22 protein-coding genes and 1 other annotated feature are annotated in these 21,272 nt (G+C 41.8%); of the genes, 4 read left to right on the top strand and 18 right to left on the bottom strand.

Annotated elements, in window-relative coordinates:
- Positions 1-2 precede the first annotated feature (2 nt).
- The 14 genes from trpB to asnA form a co-directional block, all read right to left on the bottom strand.
- Positions 3-1,190: a tryptophan synthase subunit beta gene (gene trpB, locus O3602_RS02965; RefSeq protein WP_003011775.1), complete on the bottom strand. Its 1,188-nt coding sequence runs from the start codon at positions 1,188-1,190 to the stop codon at positions 3-5.
- Between the two features lie 121 nt (positions 1,191-1,311).
- Positions 1,312-1,547 (bottom strand) — a binding site (T-box leader).
- Positions 1,548-1,614: 67 nt separating this feature from the next.
- On the bottom strand, positions 1,615-2,142 hold the full coding sequence (locus O3602_RS02960) for a VanZ family protein (protein ID WP_371611209.1): 528 nt from the start codon (positions 2,140-2,142) through the stop codon (positions 1,615-1,617).
- Positions 2,129-3,217 (bottom strand): 23S rRNA (adenine(2503)-C(2))-methyltransferase RlmN, encoded by a 1,089-nt coding sequence (gene rlmN, locus O3602_RS02955; protein ID WP_049483934.1) that lies wholly within the window; start codon positions 3,215-3,217, stop codon positions 2,129-2,131. The genes O3602_RS02960 and rlmN overlap by 14 nt, the downstream gene beginning before the upstream one ends.
- Before the next feature lie 6 nt (positions 3,218-3,223).
- Positions 3,224-3,799, bottom strand: a complete 576-nt coding sequence (locus tag O3602_RS02950; RefSeq protein ID WP_045759156.1) for a YutD-like domain-containing protein — start codon at positions 3,797-3,799, stop codon at positions 3,224-3,226.
- A 284-nt stretch (positions 3,800-4,083) separates the two neighbouring features.
- Complete coding sequence (locus O3602_RS02945; protein WP_371611118.1) at positions 4,084-5,796, bottom strand: sensor histidine kinase; 1,713 nt, start codon at positions 5,794-5,796, stop codon at positions 4,084-4,086.
- A complete protein-coding gene (locus O3602_RS02940; protein WP_003011571.1) occupies positions 5,793-6,527 on the bottom strand; it encodes a response regulator transcription factor in 735 nt (244 codons plus the stop codon). The genes O3602_RS02945 and O3602_RS02940 overlap by 4 nt, the downstream gene beginning before the upstream one ends.
- A gap of 58 nt (positions 6,528-6,585) precedes the next feature.
- Positions 6,586-7,707: a peptide-methionine (R)-S-oxide reductase MsrB gene (gene msrB / locus O3602_RS02935; protein ID WP_371611117.1), complete on the bottom strand. Its 1,122-nt coding sequence runs from the start codon at positions 7,705-7,707 to the stop codon at positions 6,586-6,588.
- 12 nt (positions 7,708-7,719) lie between these two features.
- Positions 7,720-8,280, bottom strand: coding sequence for a redoxin family protein (locus tag O3602_RS02930; protein ID WP_037606648.1), 561 nt, complete (start codon positions 8,278-8,280; stop codon positions 7,720-7,722).
- A gap of 59 nt (positions 8,281-8,339) precedes the next feature.
- Complete coding sequence (locus O3602_RS02925) at positions 8,340-8,675, bottom strand: hypothetical protein (protein ID WP_155125474.1); 336 nt, start codon at positions 8,673-8,675, stop codon at positions 8,340-8,342.
- Positions 8,676-8,701: 26 nt separating this feature from the next.
- Complete coding sequence (gene ccdA2, locus O3602_RS02920; RefSeq protein WP_004219721.1) at positions 8,702-9,412, bottom strand: thiol-disulfide oxidoreductase-associated membrane protein CcdA2; 711 nt, start codon at positions 9,410-9,412, stop codon at positions 8,702-8,704.
- A 161-nt stretch (positions 9,413-9,573) separates the two neighbouring features.
- Complete coding sequence (locus O3602_RS02915; protein WP_024054874.1) at positions 9,574-10,656, bottom strand: SepM family pheromone-processing serine protease; 1,083 nt, start codon at positions 10,654-10,656, stop codon at positions 9,574-9,576.
- A complete protein-coding gene (coaD, locus tag O3602_RS02910) occupies positions 10,640-11,128 on the bottom strand; it encodes a pantetheine-phosphate adenylyltransferase (RefSeq protein ID WP_003011880.1) in 489 nt (162 codons plus the stop codon). The genes O3602_RS02915 and coaD overlap by 17 nt, the downstream gene beginning before the upstream one ends.
- Positions 11,118-11,657 carry a 16S rRNA (guanine(966)-N(2))-methyltransferase RsmD gene (rsmD, locus tag O3602_RS02905; RefSeq protein ID WP_037599242.1) on the bottom strand — a complete coding sequence of 180 codons (540 nt, stop codon included), beginning with the start codon at positions 11,655-11,657 and terminating at the stop codon, positions 11,118-11,120. Before rsmD ends, coaD begins: the two co-directional genes overlap by 11 nt.
- Positions 11,658-11,904: 247 nt before the next feature.
- Entirely contained in the window at positions 11,905-12,897 is a 993-nt protein-coding gene (asnA, locus tag O3602_RS02900; RefSeq protein ID WP_003002453.1) for an aspartate--ammonia ligase, read from the bottom strand.
- Between the two features lie 159 nt (positions 12,898-13,056).
- Here asnA and O3602_RS02895 point away from each other — a divergent pair, with 159 nt between their 5' ends.
- Genes O3602_RS02895 through O3602_RS02880 form a run of 4 tightly spaced genes read left to right on the top strand, consistent with a single transcriptional unit; the run spans position 13,057 to position 15,824 of the window.
- Complete coding sequence (locus O3602_RS02895) at positions 13,057-13,734, top strand: XRE family transcriptional regulator (protein WP_004219840.1); 678 nt, start codon at positions 13,057-13,059, stop codon at positions 13,732-13,734.
- A 2-nt stretch (positions 13,735-13,736) separates the two neighbouring features.
- A complete protein-coding gene (locus O3602_RS02890) occupies positions 13,737-15,149 on the top strand; it encodes a Y-family DNA polymerase (protein WP_371611116.1) in 1,413 nt (470 codons plus the stop codon).
- Positions 15,146-15,517 (top strand): hypothetical protein, encoded by a 372-nt coding sequence (locus tag O3602_RS02885; RefSeq protein WP_371611115.1) that lies wholly within the window; start codon positions 15,146-15,148, stop codon positions 15,515-15,517. The genes O3602_RS02890 and O3602_RS02885 overlap by 4 nt, the downstream gene beginning before the upstream one ends.
- Complete coding sequence (locus tag O3602_RS02880; protein ID WP_371611114.1) at positions 15,498-15,824, top strand: DUF5960 family protein; 327 nt, start codon at positions 15,498-15,500, stop codon at positions 15,822-15,824. The genes O3602_RS02885 and O3602_RS02880 overlap by 20 nt, the downstream gene beginning before the upstream one ends.
- 52 nt (positions 15,825-15,876) lie before the next feature.
- On the opposite strand, the gene O3602_RS02875 is transcribed toward O3602_RS02880, so the two are convergent.
- The 4 genes from O3602_RS02875 to O3602_RS02860 form a co-directional block, all read right to left on the bottom strand.
- Entirely contained in the window at positions 15,877-16,593 is a 717-nt protein-coding gene (locus O3602_RS02875; protein WP_003005873.1) for a YebC/PmpR family DNA-binding transcriptional regulator, read from the bottom strand.
- A 99-nt stretch (positions 16,594-16,692) separates the two neighbouring features.
- Complete coding sequence (locus O3602_RS02870) at positions 16,693-19,662, bottom strand: type I restriction endonuclease subunit R (protein ID WP_371611113.1); 2,970 nt, start codon at positions 19,660-19,662, stop codon at positions 16,693-16,695.
- A gap of 88 nt (positions 19,663-19,750) precedes the next feature.
- Entirely contained in the window at positions 19,751-20,305 is a 555-nt protein-coding gene (locus O3602_RS02865) for a hypothetical protein (RefSeq protein WP_371611112.1), read from the bottom strand.
- A complete protein-coding gene (locus O3602_RS02860) occupies positions 20,302-21,270 on the bottom strand; it encodes a DUF6731 family protein (protein ID WP_371611111.1) in 969 nt (322 codons plus the stop codon). The genes O3602_RS02865 and O3602_RS02860 overlap by 4 nt, the downstream gene beginning before the upstream one ends.
- Positions 21,271-21,272: the final 2 nt, after the last annotated feature.

The following is a 21,272-nucleotide window of genomic DNA, read 5'->3' as shown; positions in this document are numbered from 1 at the left end:
TTTTATTTTGCAGCCTTCGCTTCTAGATAATCGGCGATGGCAGCCACATCTTTATCCCCACGTCCGGAAACGTTGATGATAATGATCTTGTCTTTATCCAATTGTGGAGCACGTTTGACCGCTTCTGCAATCGCGTGTGAGCTTTCAATGGCTGGGAGGATCCCTTCTGTCTTACTGAGAAGAAGAAGAGCTTCTACTGCTTCATCATCTGTCGCTGCTACATATTCGACACGACCAGAATCTTTAAAGAAAGCATGCTCTGGACCAACCCCTGGGTAGTCCAAACCAGCAGAGATCGAGTACACTGGCGCTACTTTTCCATCTTCGCCAAAGACTGCATAGGTCTTCATACCATCAACCACACCGATAGTCCCTTTGGTCATGGTCGCTGCGTGTTGATCGGTGTCCAAGCCATGACCAGCTGCTTCTACCCCAATCAAGCCGACTTCCCCTTCTGCAACATACTCAGAAAAGGCACCGATGGCATTAGAGCCACCACCGACACAGGCAATCACATAATCCGGCAAACTGCCTTCTTTTTCCAAGATTTGACGTTTAGATTCTTCACTAATCACTTTTTGGAATTCATGAACAATGGTTGGGTAAGGGTGAGGGCCAACAGCAGAACCCAAAACGTAAAAGGCATCCAGATCCGCCATCCATGCTCCAAAGGCAGCATCAACGGCGTCTTTCAAGGTCTTAGTACCGGTTTCAACCGCATGGACGGTTGCCCCCATCATTTCCATGCGGAAGACATTCAAGCGTTGGCGTTCCACGTCTTCTGCCCCCATGTAGACATCACAGGCCATGCCAAACTTAGCTGCCGCAGCTGCTGTAGCCACACCGTGTTGACCAGCTCCTGTTTCAGCAATTACGCGCGTTTTGCCCATGCGCTTGGCCAAGAGAATTTGCCCCAAGACATTATTTAATTTATGCGAACCTAGGTGATTCAAGTCTTCGCGCTTCAAATAAATTTTTGCCCCACCTAAATGTTCTGTCAAACTTTCCGCAAAGTAGAGCGGTGTTTCCCGGCCAGAATAATCTTTCAAATAATGTTTGTATTCTGCGATAAATTCTGGATCATTTTTATATTGTTCAAAGGTTTCCTCTAATTGATTGAGCAAGTTTTGAATGGGTTCTGGTACGAAAGATCCACCAAATTGTCCGAAATAGCCTTTTGTTTCTGTCATGATTGTATCCTCTTTTCTATATTTTCAATCCTGTTTATGATCTTTTTCTCTCGCCGGCCCTTTGAGCTGCAGTCTCACTGGGTTCCTTTGAAATACAAAAAACCTCACACAGAAAAATCTGTGTGAGGACGATTCGATACCGCGGTGCCACCTCAATTGTAGGAAGATATTCTTTCTCCTACATCTCTGACCTGTCTAACAACAGGGTGCACGATAAGGTGTGCTCACCGAATTTTTATTGTTTCAAATTCATCATCATAAACGCATCAGCCCATTTCAAGATTCACCACTGCTTGTTCGCAATCACCACAAGCTCCCTGGAAGTGAGAAAAATCTCTACTTTTCTGATGTCTTGAAGCTATTATAGCTCCCGCTTCTGACTTTGTCAACAAAAATTTTAAAAAGTGGTTAAAATGTTCGGATTTTACATTTCCCCATTTTTCGCTAGCAATCGTGCTCTGCAATACTGAAAGCCTAAATAAGCCAGATAAGCGCCTAAGGTATTGGTCCACAAATCATCTAGCTCAAAGACACGATTGGCATCAAACAAGAGATCTAACAGAACTTGGCTGCATTCAATCCACAAGCTCATAACAAAGCCGAAGCACAAGGCCCGTTTGCAACTCCTCAACCAGGGCCATAGCCAGAGGAGTTGAAAGACCAGCGGGCTTAACAAAAAGATATTGGCTATGTTTTGGAGAATGACCTTAATGAGTTGGAGGACACTGGTGATCTGGCCAAGATTCATCACCGAATTAAGAGGAACCAGCAGGACAACGATGCGACCGAAATGTTGAATACCCGGTGTTTCCATACCCGGCTCTGGCTGTTGGGGCAAAAAACACATCAGACACAAAAGGATAAAATAGAAGAAGCTGCCACTCCGTAACAGCCTTCTTCCTCTTTTGGTTAGTTCTGTATGATCGATCAGCCCTTGTTTAAGGTTGCGCATGTTCAACAATCGCTTTCTCCCGGTCCCGTTTCATGGTATTTGAACGCAATTGACCACAGGCAGCATCAATATCTGTACCGTGCTCTTGACGCACTACACAGTTAACACCTTGTTTTTTCAAGGTATCATAGAAGGCAATGACCCGTTCTTTGGGACTCCGGCTATATTGGTCATGCTCACTGACAGGATTGTAAGGAATCAAGTTAACATAAGACAATTTCTTGATATTCTTGAGCAATTCTGCCAACTCTAAGGCTTGCTCGACTCCATCATTGACTTCATTCAACATGATGTACTCAAAGGTCACCCGACGGTTCGTAGTCTCAATATAGTATTCAATCGCCGCAAACAATTTTTCAATTGGAAAGGCCCGGTTGATCTTCATGATGCTAGAGCGCAAGTCATTGTTTGGTGCATGAAGAGACACTGCCAAATTGACCTGCACACCTTCATTTGCAAAGTCACGAATTTTATGAGCCAAACCAGAAGTTGACACGGTAATATGACGAGCACCAATCGCTAATCCCTTGTCATCGTTGACCGTCCGGATAAATTTCAAGACATTGTTATAGTTGTCAAATGGTTCTCCGATCCCCATGACAACGATATGGCTGACCCGTTCATCTTGGCCACGTTCGTCAAAGTATTTTTGCACCAACATGATTTGAGACACGATTTCCCCATTGTTCAAATCGCGTTGTTTTTTGATCAAACCAGAAGCACAGAAGGTACAACCGATATTGCATCCTACCTGAGTCGTTACACAGACAGATAATCCATAGTGCTGACGCATCAAGACGGTTTCAATCAACATGCCGTCTGGCAATTCAAAAAGATACTTGACTGTTCCATCTGCTGACTCTTGCACAATCCGTTGCTTGAGTGGGTTGACGACGAATTGATCATTTAACTTCGCAATCAAGTCCTTAGAAAGGTTGGTCATTTCTTCGAAAGACTGGACGCGTTTGCGATAGAGCCATTCCCAGATTTGTGCTGCACGGAATTTCTTTTCGCCGTTTTCTTCCGCCCAATCAATCATATCCTGGCGTGTTAAACTATAAATGGATGGTTTCATTCTTTCTTACTCCTCTTTTTGTCGAATCACAAAATGACGTTTGTTGTCTGTCTTCGTTGTCTTTTTAGTCTCAGCAGACGGTCTTGTTTTTTTCGAGTTTTTCGCTGGTTGTCCCTTGTCGCGTTCTCGTTTTTGGAAACGATCTTTTTGTTTGCGATTGCGCGAACGCTTCTTGGGCTCTCTTTCTTCTGATTGAGCTTTTTTGACCGGTGATTTCTTATCAAAGGAAGCACGATGAGGCTCCTTATTTTCAAGGACAAAATAAGCACAACCATAGCTACAATATTCTAACAAATAATCGTCTAAGCGACTTAGTTTATCCATCGTTGCAACATCGCGCTCTTCCTTATAGAAGCCACGCAAGCGCAACTGCTCATTGCTCCAATCACCAACAATGTAATCAAACTTGGTTAAAATCTCAGAAAATCGCTGACCAAAAACAGTCGCATCAAAAGCTTCCTTCTCATTTTTCAAGAGCTCAAAGGAGAGGTTTTCTGAACGGATTTGGTCTCCTACCTGATGAAAGACAGGTCCAGGAAATTTATTGTAATTATATAATTCAGGGTCAATCTCTTTTCGCATAGTGTTCCTTCATCAAAATCTATTTACTGTAACACTTTATTTTATCATAAATTTGATGACTTGCGTCAGATTTGACTAGAAAAGAGTTGAAATTCCTTTGAGAGCAAAAAGAGAGTGGGATAGAAATCGGTAACTCGTTACAATTCGATTTCGTCGTCCCACCTCCGCACAGTTGAGTAGGGCTGTAAAAGCTGATGAAATCAATGTAGTAGAGCCCACTCAACCACTGCGTCTTGCTCGACAATCCAAAAATAATTGAGAGGCTAGGACTTTTGTCCCAGCCTCTATGAATATTCATTGCCGGATGCAAGTGGCAAAAAAAGAGTAATTTTGGTATAGCTATTTGCCTTAGAATCAATCTCCATATGATAGGCTTCGCCAAATTGAAGATGCAATCGTTGGTCCACATTTTTCAAGCCAACACCTCCTAAACGAAGAAGGGTTTGGTCTGTTGATCCTGATCGGTCAAACCCTCGTCCATTGTCAAAAATCGATACGCAGGCGTAGTCTCCACTGACTTCAGTTGTCACTCGAATGAGACCTGGCCGATCGATCTCTTTAATGCCATGGTAAATCGCATTTTCCACTAAGGGCTGAAGCACTAATTTTGGAAGCTGATAGTCGCCCAACCGTTCATCTTCTAGAATTTCATAGTTGAGCTTTTCACCATAACGTTGTTTTTGAATGAAAAGATACTGGCGGACATGGTCGATTTCATCTCTCAGTAGGATTTGTTCCTGGCCTTGGTTAAGAGCCAGTCGAAAATATTGAGCCAGAGACTTAGTGATGTCGACCACGCGCCGACTATCATTAAACTCCGCCATCCAGACAATCGTATCCAAGGTATTGTAGAGGAAATGCGGATTAATCTGAGCCGAAAGTGCCCGCAACTCGTACCGCCGTGCGTTCTGCTCCTCTTCCTTAACCTGTTGCATAAGGTGATCGATTTGGTCCAACATGGTATTAAACGCTTGAGCGAGATCCACCAATTCTGGAGATCCTTTGGCTGCAGCTCTCACGTGAGCATCTCCTGCTCCAATCCTCAAAATGATGGTCTGAAGGTCTCGTAAGGGTTTGATCCACAAACGCAGAACAAAGCCGATCCCTATTAAACACATGATCAAAGCCAGTAATCCTAGGCCAATGAAAGAGTAAAGAAGTTGCGACTGAAGCATCTGAAGTCCTTCAAGTGAAGCCACTCCAATCAAGGTCCAATCACTATCTGGAATCGGAACCTGATAGATAAAATTCTGCCCTCCTTTGCCATAACCATCTTTCACAGCAATATAGGGCTGCATAGCCTGCATTTCTTGACTGGAGGAATAGACCGCTTTTTTAGGATGGTAGACAAACTCATGCTTTTGATTAATGATAAAACTAAAGCCTTGTTTCCCTAGTTGCAGGTGATCCAAATAAGCCTGAAGGCTATCGTAGCCAATATCCAAGCGTACTACTCCGAGATTTTGGCCAGCCTGATCGACCACTTCTTGGGTAATAGAAACCACCCATTTTTCTTTTTCCAAAGTCAAGGATTCCTTTCGAGCTGGCGTCAAGACCGGCATGGCTCTTTCCTTAATCGCCTCTTGATACCAACTTTCATTCATCATATCTGAGGAAGTCTGCATGCTGATTTTGGAATCTGTCGCTACCAGACGTCCATCCTTGGTCACCAAGACCGCTGAGACTAGGTCCGGATCCGTTTCAATCATCGTTCGCATCAGGTGTTGAACCGTTTCTTGATTCGCACTCTTGTCTTGTGCAAATTGGCGAACAGCCTGCTCTTTGCTAAGAACCGTGGTGGTCTGCTTTAATTTTTTTAGATAGGAGGTGATGAACTGACTGCTTTGATCGATACTATTTCTTGTCGTTCGCTCTGTTTGCTGGCGGATCGTCCCTGAACTCGTTTGATAGTAAAGACTACCAATAAGACCAAACAGCAAGAGAATGAAGAGAAAAAAGTAGAGGACCAGCTGAATCAGCAAGGGATATCGTTTCATTCATGCTCTCCTTTTTTGTACTGCCTTGGTGTCACCCCAACAACCTGCTTAAAGCGTTGAGAAAAATAGTTCATATCTTCAAAACCAACCTGATCGGCGATCTCATAAATCTTTAGATCTGTCGTGAGAAGCAAGAGTTGAGCCTTCTTCATTCGCTCCTGGATGAGGTAGTCTTGGAAGGGGAGTCCCAATTTTTTCTTGATCAATACGCTTAAATAAGAGGCACTGAAACCAAGTTGATTGGCCAGATCCTTTAGAGTTAACTGAGAGTCTGCTAAACGAGCATGAATGGCTTCTTCCAAGTCTGTCGAATAACCATGACTGACCAAATCTTCGACTTGCGCTTTCTTACGCTCTTGATCAAGTTTTCCTTTCACCTTTGCTAACATCTCTTCAATATCATCTTTTGAAAAAGGCTTCAGCAAATAATCATCTGCACCTAACTTGATGGCTTTCCTCGCAAACTCAAAATCATCATAACCTGTCAAAAAAATGATATGACAAGACGGAGACTGCTCTTTGACGAGATGGGCCAGATCCAAGCCATTCATTTGTGGCATATTGATATCGGTTAGAAGGATATCGGCTGGTTGCTCTTTAAACTTTTCCCAAGCCTCACGGCCATTTTCTGCCTGGTTGATGACGGTCATTCCAAACTGTTCATAATCCACTAAGGAAGTCAGTCCCTGCCGGATAAGCTCTTCATCTTCCACAATCATGATCGCATACATGTCTTTCACCTACTTGTCTTTGCTATACTTATTATAGCAAATTGTGGTTCCAAATGTCTCAGACATAGTCCAATAAATAACCGTAGCCCTTTTCTTTCATTTCTGCTTTGGGAATGAAGGTAATAGACAAACTATTGATGCAATAGCGAAGGCCGCCTTTTTCCTTGGGACCGTCGGTAAAAACATGGCCCAGATGGGAATTTCCCACACGGCTCCGAACTTCTGTCCGCGTCATATTGAAACTCTTATCCTCCTTATAGATTGCCACATCAGGACTAATAGGACGACTGAAACTTGGCCAACCACAACCAGAATCAAATTTATCCTTAGAGGAAAAGAGCGGCTCACCGGTCACGACATCTACATAAATACCGGCATCGAACTGATCCCAGTAACGATTGGAGAAGGCCCGTTCGGTATCATTTTTTTGTGTCACCGCATACTCTTCAGGAGATAACTTCTTTTTGATTTCCTCATCACTTGGCTTAGAGTAGCGACTAGCATCAATAACAGGATAAGAAGCCTGATTGACATCGATATGGCAGTACCCATTCGGATGTTTCTTTAGATAATCCTGGTGGTAGTCCTCAGCCTTGATGAAATTAGTCAGTGGCTCTTTTTCCACCGCTAACGGTTTGTCGTATTTTTTTGCTACCTCTTCAAAGACTTGGTTAATAGTTGGAAGGTCTTCTTGGGAGACATAATAGACACCTGTTCGGTATTGAGTTCCTTGATCATTTCCTTGACGATTCTTCGACGTTGGGTCGATAATCCGGAAATAATGCAGGAGCAATTCTTTCAGAGATACCTGCTTGACATTGTAAGTGATATGAACTGTTTCAGCATGGCCTGTTTGAGGGACTAATTCATACTTGGTTGTTTCTCCCTTTCCATTGGCATAGCCTGATACGGCATCAATCACACCTGGAACACGGGAGAAATATTCCTCTACGCCCCAGAAGCAACCACCAGCCAAATAAATTTCACGCTGATCCTTTGGATCAACCGTTTCATTTGTTTCTTTTTTGGCTACTGGAGTCTGACTCATCGATGCTTTTTTGATCTGCTCAGTCGTCGCATCTGATGTATCCAAGGCCATGGATCCTTTGACAAGGAAAAAGATTCCAAAACAAAATAGCCCCACTAAAAGAATGGAAATGAGTTTCCATTTTGTTTCCATTTTATGTCCTCCTTACTTCATTTCTTTTAGAGTCTGGACGATGTCTTCCTTGCTCATATAACCGATATGGGTCTTAGCGAGAGTTCCATCGCTTGCAATAAAGAGAGCAGATGGATAAGAGCGAATCCCATACTTTTTGAGCAAGTCTCCCTTACTGTCCATCAAGACTGGGAAATCCTTGTAATCCAAAGACTGGTACCAGTTTTTGAAATCTGCTTCCGATTTTTCACCATTAAAGGTTGGAGCTACAACGGATAAGACCACATAATCCTTACCCTCCTCTGCCTTTGCTAAATCATTTGTGTCGCCTAATGTTGAAAGACAGATTGAGCACCAGGAAGCCCAAAATTTGAGGTAAACTTTCTTTCCCTTGTAATCGGATAAGCGGTAGGTCTTACCGTCTACTCCTTGCAGGTTAAACTCTTGAACCTTCTTTCCAGCTTGCTCTGAAGGTCCCGTTGTGGATGTCTGCTTAGTCTCACTTTTGTTGGATGATCCCATTCCTTGATTAGAGCAAGCCCCCAAAAGTCCAGTACACAAGAATCCTGCAGCTACTAAAGCTAATTTCTTCATCATTATTACCTCTTTAAATAAGGAGAAAGTCATCCTCAGATGACCTCTCCCTTCTTTCATTAGTTGTCTGATTTCATATCAGATGATCCACTCTTTTCGTCTTTCATTTCTGAATCGCTGGATTTCATCTCATCCTTTTTCATATCGTCCTTCATTTCAGAACTGCTGTCAGACATCATAGATGAATCTTTCATGTCTTCTTTTTTCATTTTATCATCGGACATGGATGAATCCTTCATGTCATCCTTCTTCATATCGTCCTTCTTCATATCGTCCTTCTTCATCATACTACTATCGTCCGTTTTTTTCATGTCTGAATCTGATTTCTGTCCAGAACAAGCTGCTAAAGTGACGATGCTAAGTGTAGCAATAGAAAGTGCAAGAATTTTTTTCATGATTTTTCTCCTTTAATCATTCAAGATTAGTGAAACAGGGATGCGAGGCTATTAAGATTTCCTAGCATCAGCAAGATGCCCATCAAGATGATGAGGGCACCACCAATTTTTTTCAAGGTTCCCATATGGGGCTTGAGTTTAGCAAAATGTTGTAGAACCCAGCTAGAAGCCAAGGCCAAAAGCAAGAAAGGCAGAGCCAAGCCTAATGTATATACCAGCATCAGGAGAGCGCCTTGCAATGCACCATCTCCTCCAGAAGCTGCAATGGCTAGAACAGAACTCAAAACTGGTCCGACACAAGGGGTCCAACCAAAACTGAAGGTGACCCCTATCAGAAAAGCATTGAAGAATTCATTGCGCTCCCGATTCTTTTTGAGTTGGATAGTCTTTTGCTTTTGGAGTTGTCTCAGATTGATCACTTCCATTTGGTGAATCCCTAGTAAGATCACAATCCCTCCTAGCAGATAGCGAAACCATGGAGCATACAATACCTGACCAAGAGCCCCTGCACCGTATCCTAGAATTAGGAAAACAGTTGATAGACCTGCGATAAAACAAAGAGTCTTCACCAAGCCATACCAAGAAATATCTCTTCCAAAAATTCGAACAGTTTTCACACGTTCAGAATCCAATAGAATCCCTACATAGACTGGCATCAGTGGCAAAATACATGGGGAGAAAAAGGATAGAACTCCCGCTAAGAATACTGAAATGGAAAACAAACTGGTTTGAATCATTTCACTACCTCCCTTTCTTTCTGATACCAGTATAAAGAAAAAATCCCTCTAAAAATAGAGAGATTGATAAGCAAAAACTTGAATTTGATTAGAAGATGAATGTTCCCCTCTGCTAACACGATGTCATACGTTCAAGTACGAAATTTGTCAAACAGGCTACTTCAGTTCTTTTTCAAATAATCGATGGCATCCTGCAAGGTTTTGACGGGGACAATTTTCATCTTCGAATGAATTTGTTTCGCTGCTTCTTTAGCTGTTTCATAGTTTGATTTGGCCTTAGGATTGGCTTTCTTTTCTTCTTTGGAAACAGGGTTATTAGGGGCAAAGAAAATTTCTGCTCCTTCTTTATCGGCTGCGACGACTTTCTTGTCAATCCCACCGATATCACCAACCGTTCCATCTTGGTTAATGGTTCCTGTCCCTGCAATATGGCGTCCCTGACGAAGATCTGGATCAGCCACCTGGGTATAGATGGCTAGGCTAAACATCATGCCAGCACTTGGTCCACCAATCCCTTGAGTCGCAAACTGGACAGGAACATCGCCTTTGGCTTCAGTCCGGTCGATCAGGCTAATCCCGATTCCGTTTTTCCCGTTGGACAATTTGATGATCTTCCCATCTGCGGTCTTTGTTTGCCCATCCTCGATATAGGTCACCGAAACAGGGTCGCCAATTTTTTGAGAACCAACATAGTCAATCAATTCTTTGGAACTCTTAAAGGTCTTGCCATTCACCCCAGTTACAGTATCCGCGATGTTCAAGATTCCCTTAAAGGTCGAATCATCTGCCACTTGCATGACATAAACACCAAGAAAGTCCATCTGGGTTTCTTTCCCAGCTGTCTTTAACCCTTGGTAGATGGCCATATTTTGCGAGGTTTCCATATAGAATTGGTTGATCCGCGTAAATTCTTGGCTCGAACTACCACCTGTCATATCCTTGGCAGAGTAGATATCTGTAAAAGGGGTCGCCCAAGCATAGATCAAATCAGCCGGGGTTGCCTCTTTCACTGCTACGGTTACAAAATCATAGGATCCTGACTTGGTGTCCATTTTTCCATCTACTGTCATGACGGATCGAATATCTTCTGCCGTTCCTGGCATCTCAATATAATAGGGAAGGCGAATCACAAAAGCAGCTAGCAAAAGGAGCAAGAAAAGAACGCCTGCAATCGGCCATCGGTATTCTTTCAACCGTCCCTTTTTCTTTTTAGTGGTCAAGCTTGGTTTATTCGCTTGTGTCATCTTTGATTTCCTCCATTACACTCTTTGGGACATAAGGTGAGATATCCTGCTGAAAAGCCAGCAACTCTCGAATACGTGTTGAACTAATGGCCTGGTAAGGAGGCTGGGCATAGAGATAAACCGTCTCCAATTCAGGCGCCAACTGGTGATTAAAATAATCCATATTGGCTTCGTATACTAGATCCTGTGCATTGCGCAAGCCCCGGATCAAGGTGATGACCCCAAGATTGCGCGCCACTGTCACAGCTAACTCTTGAGTTGACGTCACAATTTCAACATTTTCCAAATGAGCCAGGGCCCCTTTCACCATGCGCACGCGCTGCTCAATGGAAAAGAGTCCGACTTTTTCCGGATTATAAAAAATTCCGACATAGACACGGTCAAACAAGCGACTAGCTCGCTCGATCAATTGCACATGCCCAATGGTAATCGGATCAAACGATCCTGTAAACAATCCACTTCTATCTGACATATACTGTTACCTTACTAATTCCATAGATTTTTTCTTTCCAGATTCCCACTTGTCCGATTTCCTCAGGAAGTTCTACGTGTTTATCGGTTTCGCACACAATCATGACGTCCTCTGACAAAAGTTGGCGCTCGCACAAGGTTTCGATATCGCGAACAATCTCTTCCTTGGCATACGGAGGATCCAAGAACACCAAGTCAAAGGTGCCCGTTAGAAGACCCAAGGCTTGCTTGGCCTCCATTTTTAGCAGTTGAAACCGTTCCTTTTCCTTGGTCATGGCAATATTGGCTGCTACAATCTCCTGCGCTCTACGATCTCGTTCTACTAGAACAGCCTCTGACATGCCTCGAGAAACGGCTTCAATAGAGAGCCCACCGCTTCCAGCATAGAGATCCAGCACTCTTCCACCATCAAAGTAAGGACCAATCATATTGAACATGGCTCCTCTGACCTTATCAGAAGTTGGCCTTGTTGTTTTTCCTTCAAGTGTTTTGAGGGGACGTCCCCCATAGGTTCCAGATACTATTTTCATAGGGACCATTATACCAAAAAAAATCATAAAATTGCGATTTGATATGGTCAAGCGACAATTAAAAGAGGCTGGGACAAAAGTCCTAGCCTCTCAATTATTTTTGGATTGTAGAGTAAGACGCAGTGGTTGAGTGGGCTCTACTACGCTGATTTCATCAGCTTTTACAGCCCGACTCAACTGTGCGGAGGTGGGACGACGAAATCGAATTCTAACGAATTACCGATTTCTGTCCCACTCTCTTTCTTCCTTATAGGATATTTTCATATTCATCGCGGACAGATTGAGGCCAGACACTAGTTTGGACTTCACCGATATGTTTCTTACGAAGTAAGAACATAGCCAAACGAGATTGTCCAATCCCTCCACCAATCGTGAGTGGGAAGAGACCATTTAACAAAGCCTTGTGCCACTCTAATTGGAGACGATCCTCGTCCCCTGTGATCGCAACTTGGCGACGAAGGGTTTCCTCATCGACACGGATCCCCATTGAAGACAACTCAAAGGCTGAACCTAGAACGTCATTCCAGACGAGGATATCGCCATTCAAGCCCTTGTAGCCATTTTCAGACTCTGTTGTCCAGTCATCGTAGTCAGGTGCACGTCCATCGTGTGGTTTGCCATCTGCAAGCTCTCCACCAATCCCGATCAAGAAGACAGCTCCGAATTCTTTGGCAATGGCATTTTCACGCTCTTTTGGAGTTAAATCTGGATAGCGTTCCACCAACTCTTCTGTGTGAACGAAGGTAATTTGTTTTGGAAGAACTGACTCAATATCATAGCGCGCTTCTACTGCTAGTTCTGTCAAACGAATCGCCTTGTAGATTTTTTCAACCGTTTCTTTGAGGTAGGCGATGTTGCGTTGACCATTGGGGATGACTTTTTCCCAGTCCCATTGGTCTACATAAACAGAGTGGATAGCGTCTAGCGAATCTTCATCTGGACGAAGAGCCTTCATATGGACAAAGAGACCTTCTCCTTCGCCAAAACCAAAACGTGCCAAGGTATGGCGTTTCCATTTTGCAAGTGAATGCACGACTTCATAAGTCTCATCAGGAATTTGAAGGACCTTTACAGATACCGGATGTTCAATCCCCGAAAGGTTATCCTGCATCCCGTCTCCGACCTTGCTCAAAATCGGTCCTTGGACTTCAATGATGTCCAATTTATCTTTTAAATACTGCGTAAACGTCGTTTTAACAAACGAAATTTCTTTTTGTTGGTGGATAAAACTTTTTTTCATATAGTTCCTCATTTATAGACATTTTAGAAATGATTATACTCTTTTTTCAATCAAAATCAAGTCTTTTCATTCGTTTTCAACTGAATTTTTCTCTTGCAAAAAGGATTCATTTTTGATAAACTATATGTAACTTTTAAAACGTTACATAGGAGAACTGACATGTTTGATGCAAAAAAACTAAAAGAAAGACGCCTGGAAAAAGGCTTGACCCAAGCAGATGTCTACGAGGATCTCAAGATTTCTCGCAAGACTTACTCCAGTTGGGAGAATGGCTTAGCGGAGCCACACGAAAAAAATCTCAGGAGGTTGGCCAAGCGCCTCTCCGTTAAAGAGGACTACTTTATTAACAAAGACTCCGCACTCTACACCTACCCTTTATTAACCCCACCTCATCAAAAGAAAGTCGACCAGTTGGCCAGCCAGTTATTGGAACAGCAGCAAAAAGTTGTTTCCTTAACAGCTTATAAGGTTCTTTCGATTGAGCTAGCAGCCGGTTTAGGACACACCTTTTATGACAACGAAACGGACTATGAAACTGTCTATTTTGATCAAGAGATCCAGCACGATTTCGCTTCTTGGGTATCCGGAGATTCGATGGAACCTCTCTATCCCAATGGCTCTGTTGCCCTCATGAAGCAGACTGGTTTTGACTATGATGGTGCTGTCTATGCCCTCATCTGGAATGGAAAAACCTACATCAAGAAAGTCTATCGGGAAGCGGAAGGTTTGCGCTTAGAATCTATCAACCCTGACTACGATGATTTATTTGCTCCCTATGAAGACGAGCCCAAAATCGTCGGCATTGTGGTCGGGCATTTTCTTCCACTCGAGGTTTAAATATGCTATTTGATTATTCACGTGAGCCTCATTCTGATATTGCTTTTGTGGATATGAAAAGTTTTTATGCTAGCTGTGAATGTGTCCGTCTGGGGCTCAACCCCTTGACGACTTCCCTTTGCGTCATGAGTCGAAGCGACAATTCTGCTGGCCTGATTTTGGCGAGCTCTCCCGTTTTCAAACAAGTATTTGGCAAGAAAAATGTCAGCCGTAGCTACGACCTACCTTTTGACCTCAAAACCAGAAAATTTAATAGCTACGTCGCTAAAAAACAAGGATTGCCAACAGATCCAGCCTTTATTGCATCCATTGAATCCTGGGCCAAGAGGACCCTGATTGTCCCTCCACGGATGAATGCCTACATTCAGGTCAATATGGAGATTCAAAAAGTCTTTCAGGAATTTGCGGCACCAGATGATATTTTCCCTTACTCGATTGACGAAGGTTTTATCGATCTGACTTCTTCCTTAAATTATTTTATTCCAGATCCCTCCCTCTCTCGAAAGGAAAAACTGGATCTCCTTTCTGCCAGGATCCAAAAAAGGATCTGGCAGGAAACTGGCATCTACTCTACCATCGGCCTCAGCAATGCCAATCCCCTTCTTGCCAAGCTAGCCTTGGACAATGAAGCCAAGCATTGCCGAAATATGCGCTCCAATTGGTCTTATGAAGATGTAGAAAGTAAGGTCTGGAAACTGCCCCAGCTCACTGATTTTTGGGGCATTGGACGTCGTACTGAAAAGCGATTGCAAAAGATCGGGATCACATCGATTGCCGAACTGGCTCAGGCTCACCCAGATCTCTTAAAGAAAGAATTCGGAGTCATGGGCCTTCAACTGTGGTTTCATGCTCATGGCATTGATGAAAGCAATGTCCACAAGCCTTATCGTCCGAAATCGCGAGGCATTGGCAACTCTCAAATCTTGCCCTATGACTACCATCTACAAGCCGACATTGAACTGGTGTTTCGGGAGATGGCTGAACAGGTGGCTATTCGCTTGCGACGGAAAAAAAAGAAGACCCAACTGGTCTCCATTCATGCCTCCTACTCCAAAATCGAGGGGCTTCCGTCCATTCACTGCCAGCAAAAGATTGAGCCTACCCAATCCACCAAAGTTTTATCCGATACGGTTCTGCAGCTCTTTCGCTCCAAGTACGAAGGAGGAGCCATTCGGCAGATCGGCGTTTTTTATGGAGAACTTGTCGAGGAGTCCCTCCAATTCTTTTCTCTCTTTGACGATCCAATAGCTCTAGAAAAAGAGGAAAAACTTCAGCAGACCATTGACCGCATTCGGGATCAATTTGGCTTTACCTCTCTTCAGAAAGGCTCCTCACTACTAGAAAACTCACGCGCCATTGCACGCAGTAAACTAACAGGCGGACATTCCGCAGGAGGCTTAGATGGATTAACATGATCGACCGTTCTTATCTCCCTTATCAATCCGCCCGAGAATTTCAAGATCGTGGCATGGCCAAATGGGCTGGCTTCTTTTTATCCGAGCACACAACCGCCCTGCATACAAAAGAAATTGACCGCAGTCAGCTCACAGTTCTTCCACTTGCTGAACAGATCCAGCTCCTGGAGCAGGCCTTTCAACAACAAACGACGATCTCGATCACAACTCTTGAGGGGAATCAATTTGCAACCTACACAGGTTCGATTCACACCTTATCTGCTTCTGAGTTTCTTCTCAAAAGCGATGGCCACTACCACCGTCTCCTCGTAGACTCTATCATTTTTATTGAATCTGAGGAAACACCCTATGAAACCTATTCAGACTAGACACGAATTACAATTTGATTATTTTTCCGAGAATTACCACCAATTTGAGATGGACTTTTACAAGTGGGCAGCTACTTCTACACCGCTCGTCTTTTTAGAAGATGATATTCTCCACTCCATGGCAGCAGGCCAGCGAAACTACTTTCGTCTTCACCATACTAAAAGTCGAGATCATCGAGACCATTATTTCTATTTTAAGGTTTCCACACTCTCCCAATCACCCCTGACCCGTATTTACGCTTATACAGGACATCACTTACAAAAGATAGATCCTCATCAGACAGAGAAAAAGGATAGCTTGATCTAAGAAGCTATCCTTTTTCTTGATTTATGGGATTCACTACAGTCCTTACGAGTGATTAGAATCCATCTACGTTGGTGTAGATTTTTTGTACGTCCTCGTCGTCTTCAAGAACGCTGTAAAGTTTTTCAAAGGTTTCCAAATCTTCACCTGACAACTCAACTTCTGATTGAGGAATCATTTCCAATTCTGTTACTTGGAATTCTTCGACACCTGATTCACGCAAAGCAACGATCGCTTTGTGAAGATCAGTTGGTGCAGTATAGACTGTGATCGTTCCTTCTTCTGCTTCGACATCATCTACATCAACATCTGCTTCAAGCAAAAGTTCAAAGATCGCATCGGCATCATCACCAGCAAAGACAATAACACCTTTGTTGTCAAAGAGGTAAGATACAGAACCTGAAGCTCCCATGTTCCCACCGTTTTTACCAAAAGCAGCACGGACATTGGCAGCTGTACGGTTAACATTTGACGTCAAGGTATCAACGATCAACATCGAACCATTTGGTCCAAATCCTTCGTAACGTCCTTCTGTAAAGGTTTCGTCAGTGTTTCCTTTTGCCTTATCGATCGCTTTATCAATCACGTGTTTTGGCACTTGCGCTTGTTTCGCACGGTCAATAACGAATCTCAAAGCAGTATTTAGTTCTGGATCTGGTTCACCCTTTTTAGCAGCTACATAGATCTCCACACCAAATTTAGCATACACTTTTGAGTTGGCACCATCTTTGGCAGTTTTCTTGGCAACAATATTGGCCCATTTACGTCCCATGAGGATTCTCCTTAAATTTTTTCAAATTATTTTCAATCTTTAACATTATATCACAAATCATCGAAGTTAGACTAGATTTTTCTATTTTTAGTGAGGATACTATTCGGCTTTCAAATGTCGATAAACATCATCGATGAAGATATTGGCAATCCGTTTTTTAAAGGCTTCATTGTTGAGAAGTGCTCCATACAAATCTTGACTTTGAGAATACCCTTCTGTTAATGCATTGTCTATTTCCTCTTCAAAAGCAAACTTAAAATCTTCACGAGAGTTCACATGTGCTGATTGTTTGAGCCTTGGATTCTTCTTCAATAACTCTCGAATAGAAACTGCACCGCTCATTCCAACTTCAGGTTCAATATTCAAATCAAACTGTTCATTTATTTCTTCCAAGATTTCAGATAAGCGCTTTTCTTGGTCCTCTGTCACTGATGATAAACTTGGTTTAGGTAAGTTCACCTCATACTTTTGATCTAATTCAGAAACTCCCACAAATGAACCTGTCTTTTTATGTTTCATATAATCAACGACTATCTTATCAGCGATCGTAAAGTCATCACTACCAATCCGAACATCAATCATCTTCACTAAGCGTTGAAGATAATTGTATCGTTCGTGTAAGACTTCATTTTGATATGCAGTTGCTTGAATCAAGAAGGTATACATGCGTAAGAAACCTCGAATGACCTTTCGAATGGATAACTGTTCTTTATCAGTGTAGCGTCTAACTCTCTCATAGCCTTGATTCAGAAGAGCCACCATCTTTTGTTTATCTCGGCTAGAGCGTTTCTCTTGATACAAATATTGATTAAACTCATGTACAATCTCTGTATCTAAAATACCATATTCGTCTAATTTCCGATCCAAGTCTAAGACATCCCGAGGCGAAACTGTTTCTGATAAAATCGTTGTTCGATAATAAGGAGCAAAAGCAGATTGAATGTCTTCATAAGTGTTTTTAAAATCAAGAATAAAGGTTTTCTTGTTGTAACCTCTGAAGATTCGATTCAGACGGGACAATGTCTGAACAGCCGCAACACTCCGTAATTTCTTATCTACATACATGGCCACCAACTTAGGTTGGTCAAATCCTGTTTGGTATTTATTGGCCACAATCAAGATCTGATAGTCAGCTGTATTAAACTGATCTTTTAGGGCATCTTCTTTACAGTGATTCATCTGTGATTCAGAGTATTCCTTACCACGATAATTTACCTTACCTGAAAAAGCAATCAAGGTCCCAATACTAGTAATACTATGTTCTTCAAAATATTTCTGAAAAGCTAGTTGGTACTTCACCGCAGCTTCACGTCCAGACGTCACAATCATTGCCTTCCCATGTCCACCTAACTCAGCCATAATATCATGGCTGATAAAATGATCCATAATGATCTCAACTTTTTGATTGATATTTTCATCAGATAATTCAATAAACTTAGCAATCTTACGTTTGGCAATTGTAGTTTTCAGTTCAGGATCTTCTTCTACAGCTTTATTTAACTTGCAGTATCTCTTATACGTTGTATAGTTGTTCAGGACATCCAAGATAAAGCCTTCATTGATTGCTTGTTTCATACTGTAGACATCAAAAGGAACTTTAGACCCGTCTGACTGTGTCGTACCAAACAACTGTAGGGTGGTTGCCTTAGGAGTGGCTGTAAAGGCAATGATTGAAACGTTATCTTGCTTACCTGTACGCGCAATCTCCTGCTCAATCGCATCCGCAACGGTTACTTCCTGAACCTCATCGATGGTTCTATCTTCTGTATCCGTTTCAGTCAAGACCTGACTAACTGAACTCATATAAGAGCCCGTCGTAGAGCTATGCGCCTCATCGATCAAAATAGCAAACTTCTTGTTGGCAGTGTTGCCTACAGACATCCAATCCGACTGATTAATCTGTGCGAATTTATGGATTGTGGTAGCAATGATCTTTGTATTCCCTGCGATGGCATCAGCTAAATCACTTGATGTCTCACGATCACCCATCACTTTCACGACACCGTTCTTATGATTAATCTGTCTAACAGCGTCTTGTAACTGACGGTCTACTACAATACGGTCTGTGACAATTAAAACTGTATCAACGATATTTCTATTTTGATCATCATGAAGAGACACTAAACTGTGGGCAAGCCAAGCAATGGTATTTGTTTTCCCTGAACCAGCTGAGTGTTGAATCAAATAATTGTTATCCGTATGATTGATCTTCATATCTTCCAGAAGACGACTGACCGCTCTACGTTGATGATATCTTGGGAAGATAAGAGTTTTCTTTTTAGAGTTAGTCTTATCGACTTCATAAAAGATGAAACTCTCAACCAGTTGGAGAATACTATCCATGGTCAGGACATCTAGCCATAAATACTCTGTGTCCACTCCGTCTGGATTATGGGGGTTTCCACTTCCTGTGTCAATCCCTTCTCCTTTTCCCATATTAAAGGGTAGGAAGTAGGTTTCTTGACCTTTTAACTGGGTAGTCATGTAAACTTCCAAGATATCTACAGCAAAGGAAGCCAAAACTCCCTGCTCAAAACGAAAGAGGCGATTCTTGGGATTACGACCCTTGAGCTGCTTAATAGCATCCTGGACCGATTGTCCATTTGGGTTGAACTTAAGCTCAATAGCAAAAAGAGCCAATCCATTGATGAAGATAACAAGGTCGATGCGATCATCCTCTTCATAAACCACCTCCTCAATCACAGACAGGCGATTGGCTTGGTATTGCTGAAGGGCCTTTTCATTAAAACTAGTCGCAGGTTTGCGATAGAGAAGACGCAGTTGCTTGTTTTCAATAAAGACACCCTCTTTTAAGGCGAACAAAAACCCACCCTTGACGATTTCTGTATTGATGAGATTGATGATCGTCTCCTTACTCAGTTTTTTAAGAAGATAATCCATGGTCTCCTCCTGGGTTTCCATCAGAAAATCCCAGAGGAGTTCCACATCCATGGCTAATCGAGGGTCGTACTGGGCAGCATCCCGCTGGATATAACCATTTTTTTCTTTTAAGTCTTTGATAATCCACTGCTGGAAATCATAGCGCTCCTTCAAGCCCAAATTTGCCATAGTTTCTCACTTTCTTTTTCTCTAATTCCAGTATTTACCAACTTACAGAAAATTCATTTTACTATCTATACCAGACAATCTTCAATATTTAGTATTTTTCTCCGTTAATTCGGGAGTATCTTTCTGATTTTTCTTCTTCTGTTTCTGCGTCTGTGTTTGATTTCAATTTTACACCATTCTCAGGTTTGTAGAACAACATTTTTAAAAGCAATCTTATTGAACGATATGACATACCTAAAAATACACCTGCACTAAATATCCAAATATAAAAACCGGCATAATTAATTTTTATCTGATTCTCACCTAATAAAAACAATACATTTTCATGATGGCGCAGTTCTTGCATAATAACAGAAAAAATATATATAGCAAAAGCTGATATTAAGGATTGAATTAGATTATTCTTGAATACTTTCTCAACTCTATTTTCTTCAAACTTAGTAAGTAGTAAATTTCCTGCAACTAAAACAATCCCATACATAGATGTATAAAATCCAATAATTAGTCCCGAAAACTGAATAAGAGATTCTAGAATATTTTCGTACCCTAACATGTCAGGTCCTATAGACAAACATAGACTTAAAAATAAAACAAATAATCCCAGAAACCAAGGATAAGTCATATTTAGAATAGAATTTTTCATTGTATTGTCCTATTTATTTCATGCTTGCGCGCCGTTGTATATTCATCACCCAGATATAATCTCTTCATTTCAAAAAGAACACTTTCAGGATTTAATCTTTGTTTGGGTGGTAAAGTAAATTCATAAGTGTCAAAAATAAGCGCATTTAATAAGTTCAAAGGTTCAATTTTATTATACTCATTCAATATAGACATATGGGCCTTTGAAAATGAATGAGGATTTTCTTCGATTTGCTTCATAATTTCATCAACTTCTTCAATGTCTAGTATTTCCTCTTTAGTCCTAGGCGCTGCGACAAAAGAAACTTCTATATTTAGGCCATTTAACGGTGAAGCATCATTTATTATTTTTTCTAAAACACCGTTAAGACTATCCGAAACCTTTCTTGCAACATTATTCTCCTTGTCAAACGTGTTCGCTGTTTTTATTGTTAGTTTTTTAACCCCATTGCATCTTCGTACTCTCTGAAATATTTCTTTAGATACTATTGGTAAAAAATCTATTTTCTGTTTATCTGTTCTTTCTAAATTCCAGAAATAATTTATATATTCAATAATTCCATGAATAGACAGACCTTGAATATTTCTTTGTACCATAGCAACACAGTTTTCAGGATCAAATAATATCATTGTATCTTGAGCAGGATACTCATTTTCTTCCAATATAAAATCTGATTCCATATCTGAAGTCTTACGAGCTACATATGATGTTTGGATTTCACTTAACCTCGTAAAACGTAGTTCCAATAGCCCATCATGATTCACATGCATGTTTTGCAAACGAATTGTGTCTCCACCAAATTCATAATTCTTATCTGAAATAGATAAACTAGCCATCACATCTGAACACCACGTAGTTAAGTCATACATCTCATGAACAATATTATTATTTTGTCTATACTCAACACGAGTTTGAAAATAGAGGAATTTGACCTTTTTTCGATTATCATCACCATATGCAACCATTT

The organism is Streptococcus sp. 27098_8_186 (assembly GCF_041432055.1).
Lineage (GTDB): Bacteria > Bacillota > Bacilli > Lactobacillales > Streptococcaceae > Streptococcus > Streptococcus dentalis.
The sequence above is the reverse complement of the archived record's forward strand: the minus strand, read 5'-3'. Positions and strand labels throughout refer to the sequence as shown.

Excerpts from the sequence above, each read along its gene's own strand:
- O3602_RS02880 (WP_371611114.1), top strand. The coding sequence starts at position 15,498 with ATGAAACCTATTCAGACTAGACACGAATTACAATTTGATTATTTTTCC.
- msrB (WP_371611117.1), bottom strand. The coding sequence starts at position 7,707 with ATGGAAACAAAATGGAAACTCATTTCCATTCTTTTAGTGGGGCTATTT.
- O3602_RS02860 (WP_371611111.1), bottom strand. The coding sequence starts at position 21,270 with ATGGTTGCATATGGTGATGATAATCGAAAAAAGGTCAAATTCCTCTAT.
- trpB (WP_003011775.1), bottom strand. The coding sequence starts at position 1,190 with ATGACAGAAACAAAAGGCTATTTCGGACAATTTGGTGGATCTTTCGTA.
- coaD (WP_003011880.1), bottom strand. The coding sequence starts at position 11,128 with ATGTCAGATAGAAGTGGATTGTTTACAGGATCGTTTGATCCGATTACC.
- O3602_RS02925 (WP_155125474.1), bottom strand. The coding sequence starts at position 8,675 with ATGAAAAAAATTCTTGCACTTTCTATTGCTACACTTAGCATCGTCACT.
- rsmD (WP_037599242.1), bottom strand. The coding sequence starts at position 11,657 with ATGAAAATAGTATCTGGAACCTATGGGGGACGTCCCCTCAAAACACTT.
- O3602_RS02915 (WP_024054874.1), bottom strand. The coding sequence starts at position 10,656 with ATGACACAAGCGAATAAACCAAGCTTGACCACTAAAAAGAAAAAGGGA.
- rlmN (WP_049483934.1), bottom strand. The coding sequence starts at position 3,217 with ATGAAACCATCCATTTATAGTTTAACACGCCAGGATATGATTGATTGG.
- ccdA2 (WP_004219721.1), bottom strand. The coding sequence starts at position 9,412 with ATGATTCAAACCAGTTTGTTTTCCATTTCAGTATTCTTAGCGGGAGTT.
- O3602_RS02945 (WP_371611118.1), bottom strand. The coding sequence starts at position 5,796 with ATGAAACGATATCCCTTGCTGATTCAGCTGGTCCTCTACTTTTTTCTC.
- O3602_RS02870 (WP_371611113.1), bottom strand. The coding sequence starts at position 19,662 with ATGGCAAATTTGGGCTTGAAGGAGCGCTATGATTTCCAGCAGTGGATT.
- O3602_RS02895 (WP_004219840.1), top strand. The coding sequence starts at position 13,057 with ATGTTTGATGCAAAAAAACTAAAAGAAAGACGCCTGGAAAAAGGCTTG.
- O3602_RS02960 (WP_371611209.1), bottom strand. The coding sequence starts at position 2,142 with ATGCGCAACCTTAAACAAGGGCTGATCGATCATACAGAACTAACCAAA.
- asnA (WP_003002453.1), bottom strand. The coding sequence starts at position 12,897 with ATGAAAAAAAGTTTTATCCACCAACAAAAAGAAATTTCGTTTGTTAAA.
- O3602_RS02885 (WP_371611115.1), top strand. The coding sequence starts at position 15,146 with ATGATCGACCGTTCTTATCTCCCTTATCAATCCGCCCGAGAATTTCAA.
- O3602_RS02865 (WP_371611112.1), bottom strand. The coding sequence starts at position 20,305 with ATGAAAAATTCTATTCTAAATATGACTTATCCTTGGTTTCTGGGATTA.
- O3602_RS02930 (WP_037606648.1), bottom strand. The coding sequence starts at position 8,280 with ATGAAGAAATTAGCTTTAGTAGCTGCAGGATTCTTGTGTACTGGACTT.
- O3602_RS02890 (WP_371611116.1), top strand. The coding sequence starts at position 13,737 with ATGCTATTTGATTATTCACGTGAGCCTCATTCTGATATTGCTTTTGTG.
- O3602_RS02950 (WP_045759156.1), bottom strand. The coding sequence starts at position 3,799 with ATGCGAAAAGAGATTGACCCTGAATTATATAATTACAATAAATTTCCT.
- O3602_RS02940 (WP_003011571.1), bottom strand. The coding sequence starts at position 6,527 with ATGTATGCGATCATGATTGTGGAAGATGAAGAGCTTATCCGGCAGGGA.
- O3602_RS02875 (WP_003005873.1), bottom strand. The coding sequence starts at position 16,593 with ATGGGACGTAAATGGGCCAATATTGTTGCCAAGAAAACTGCCAAAGAT.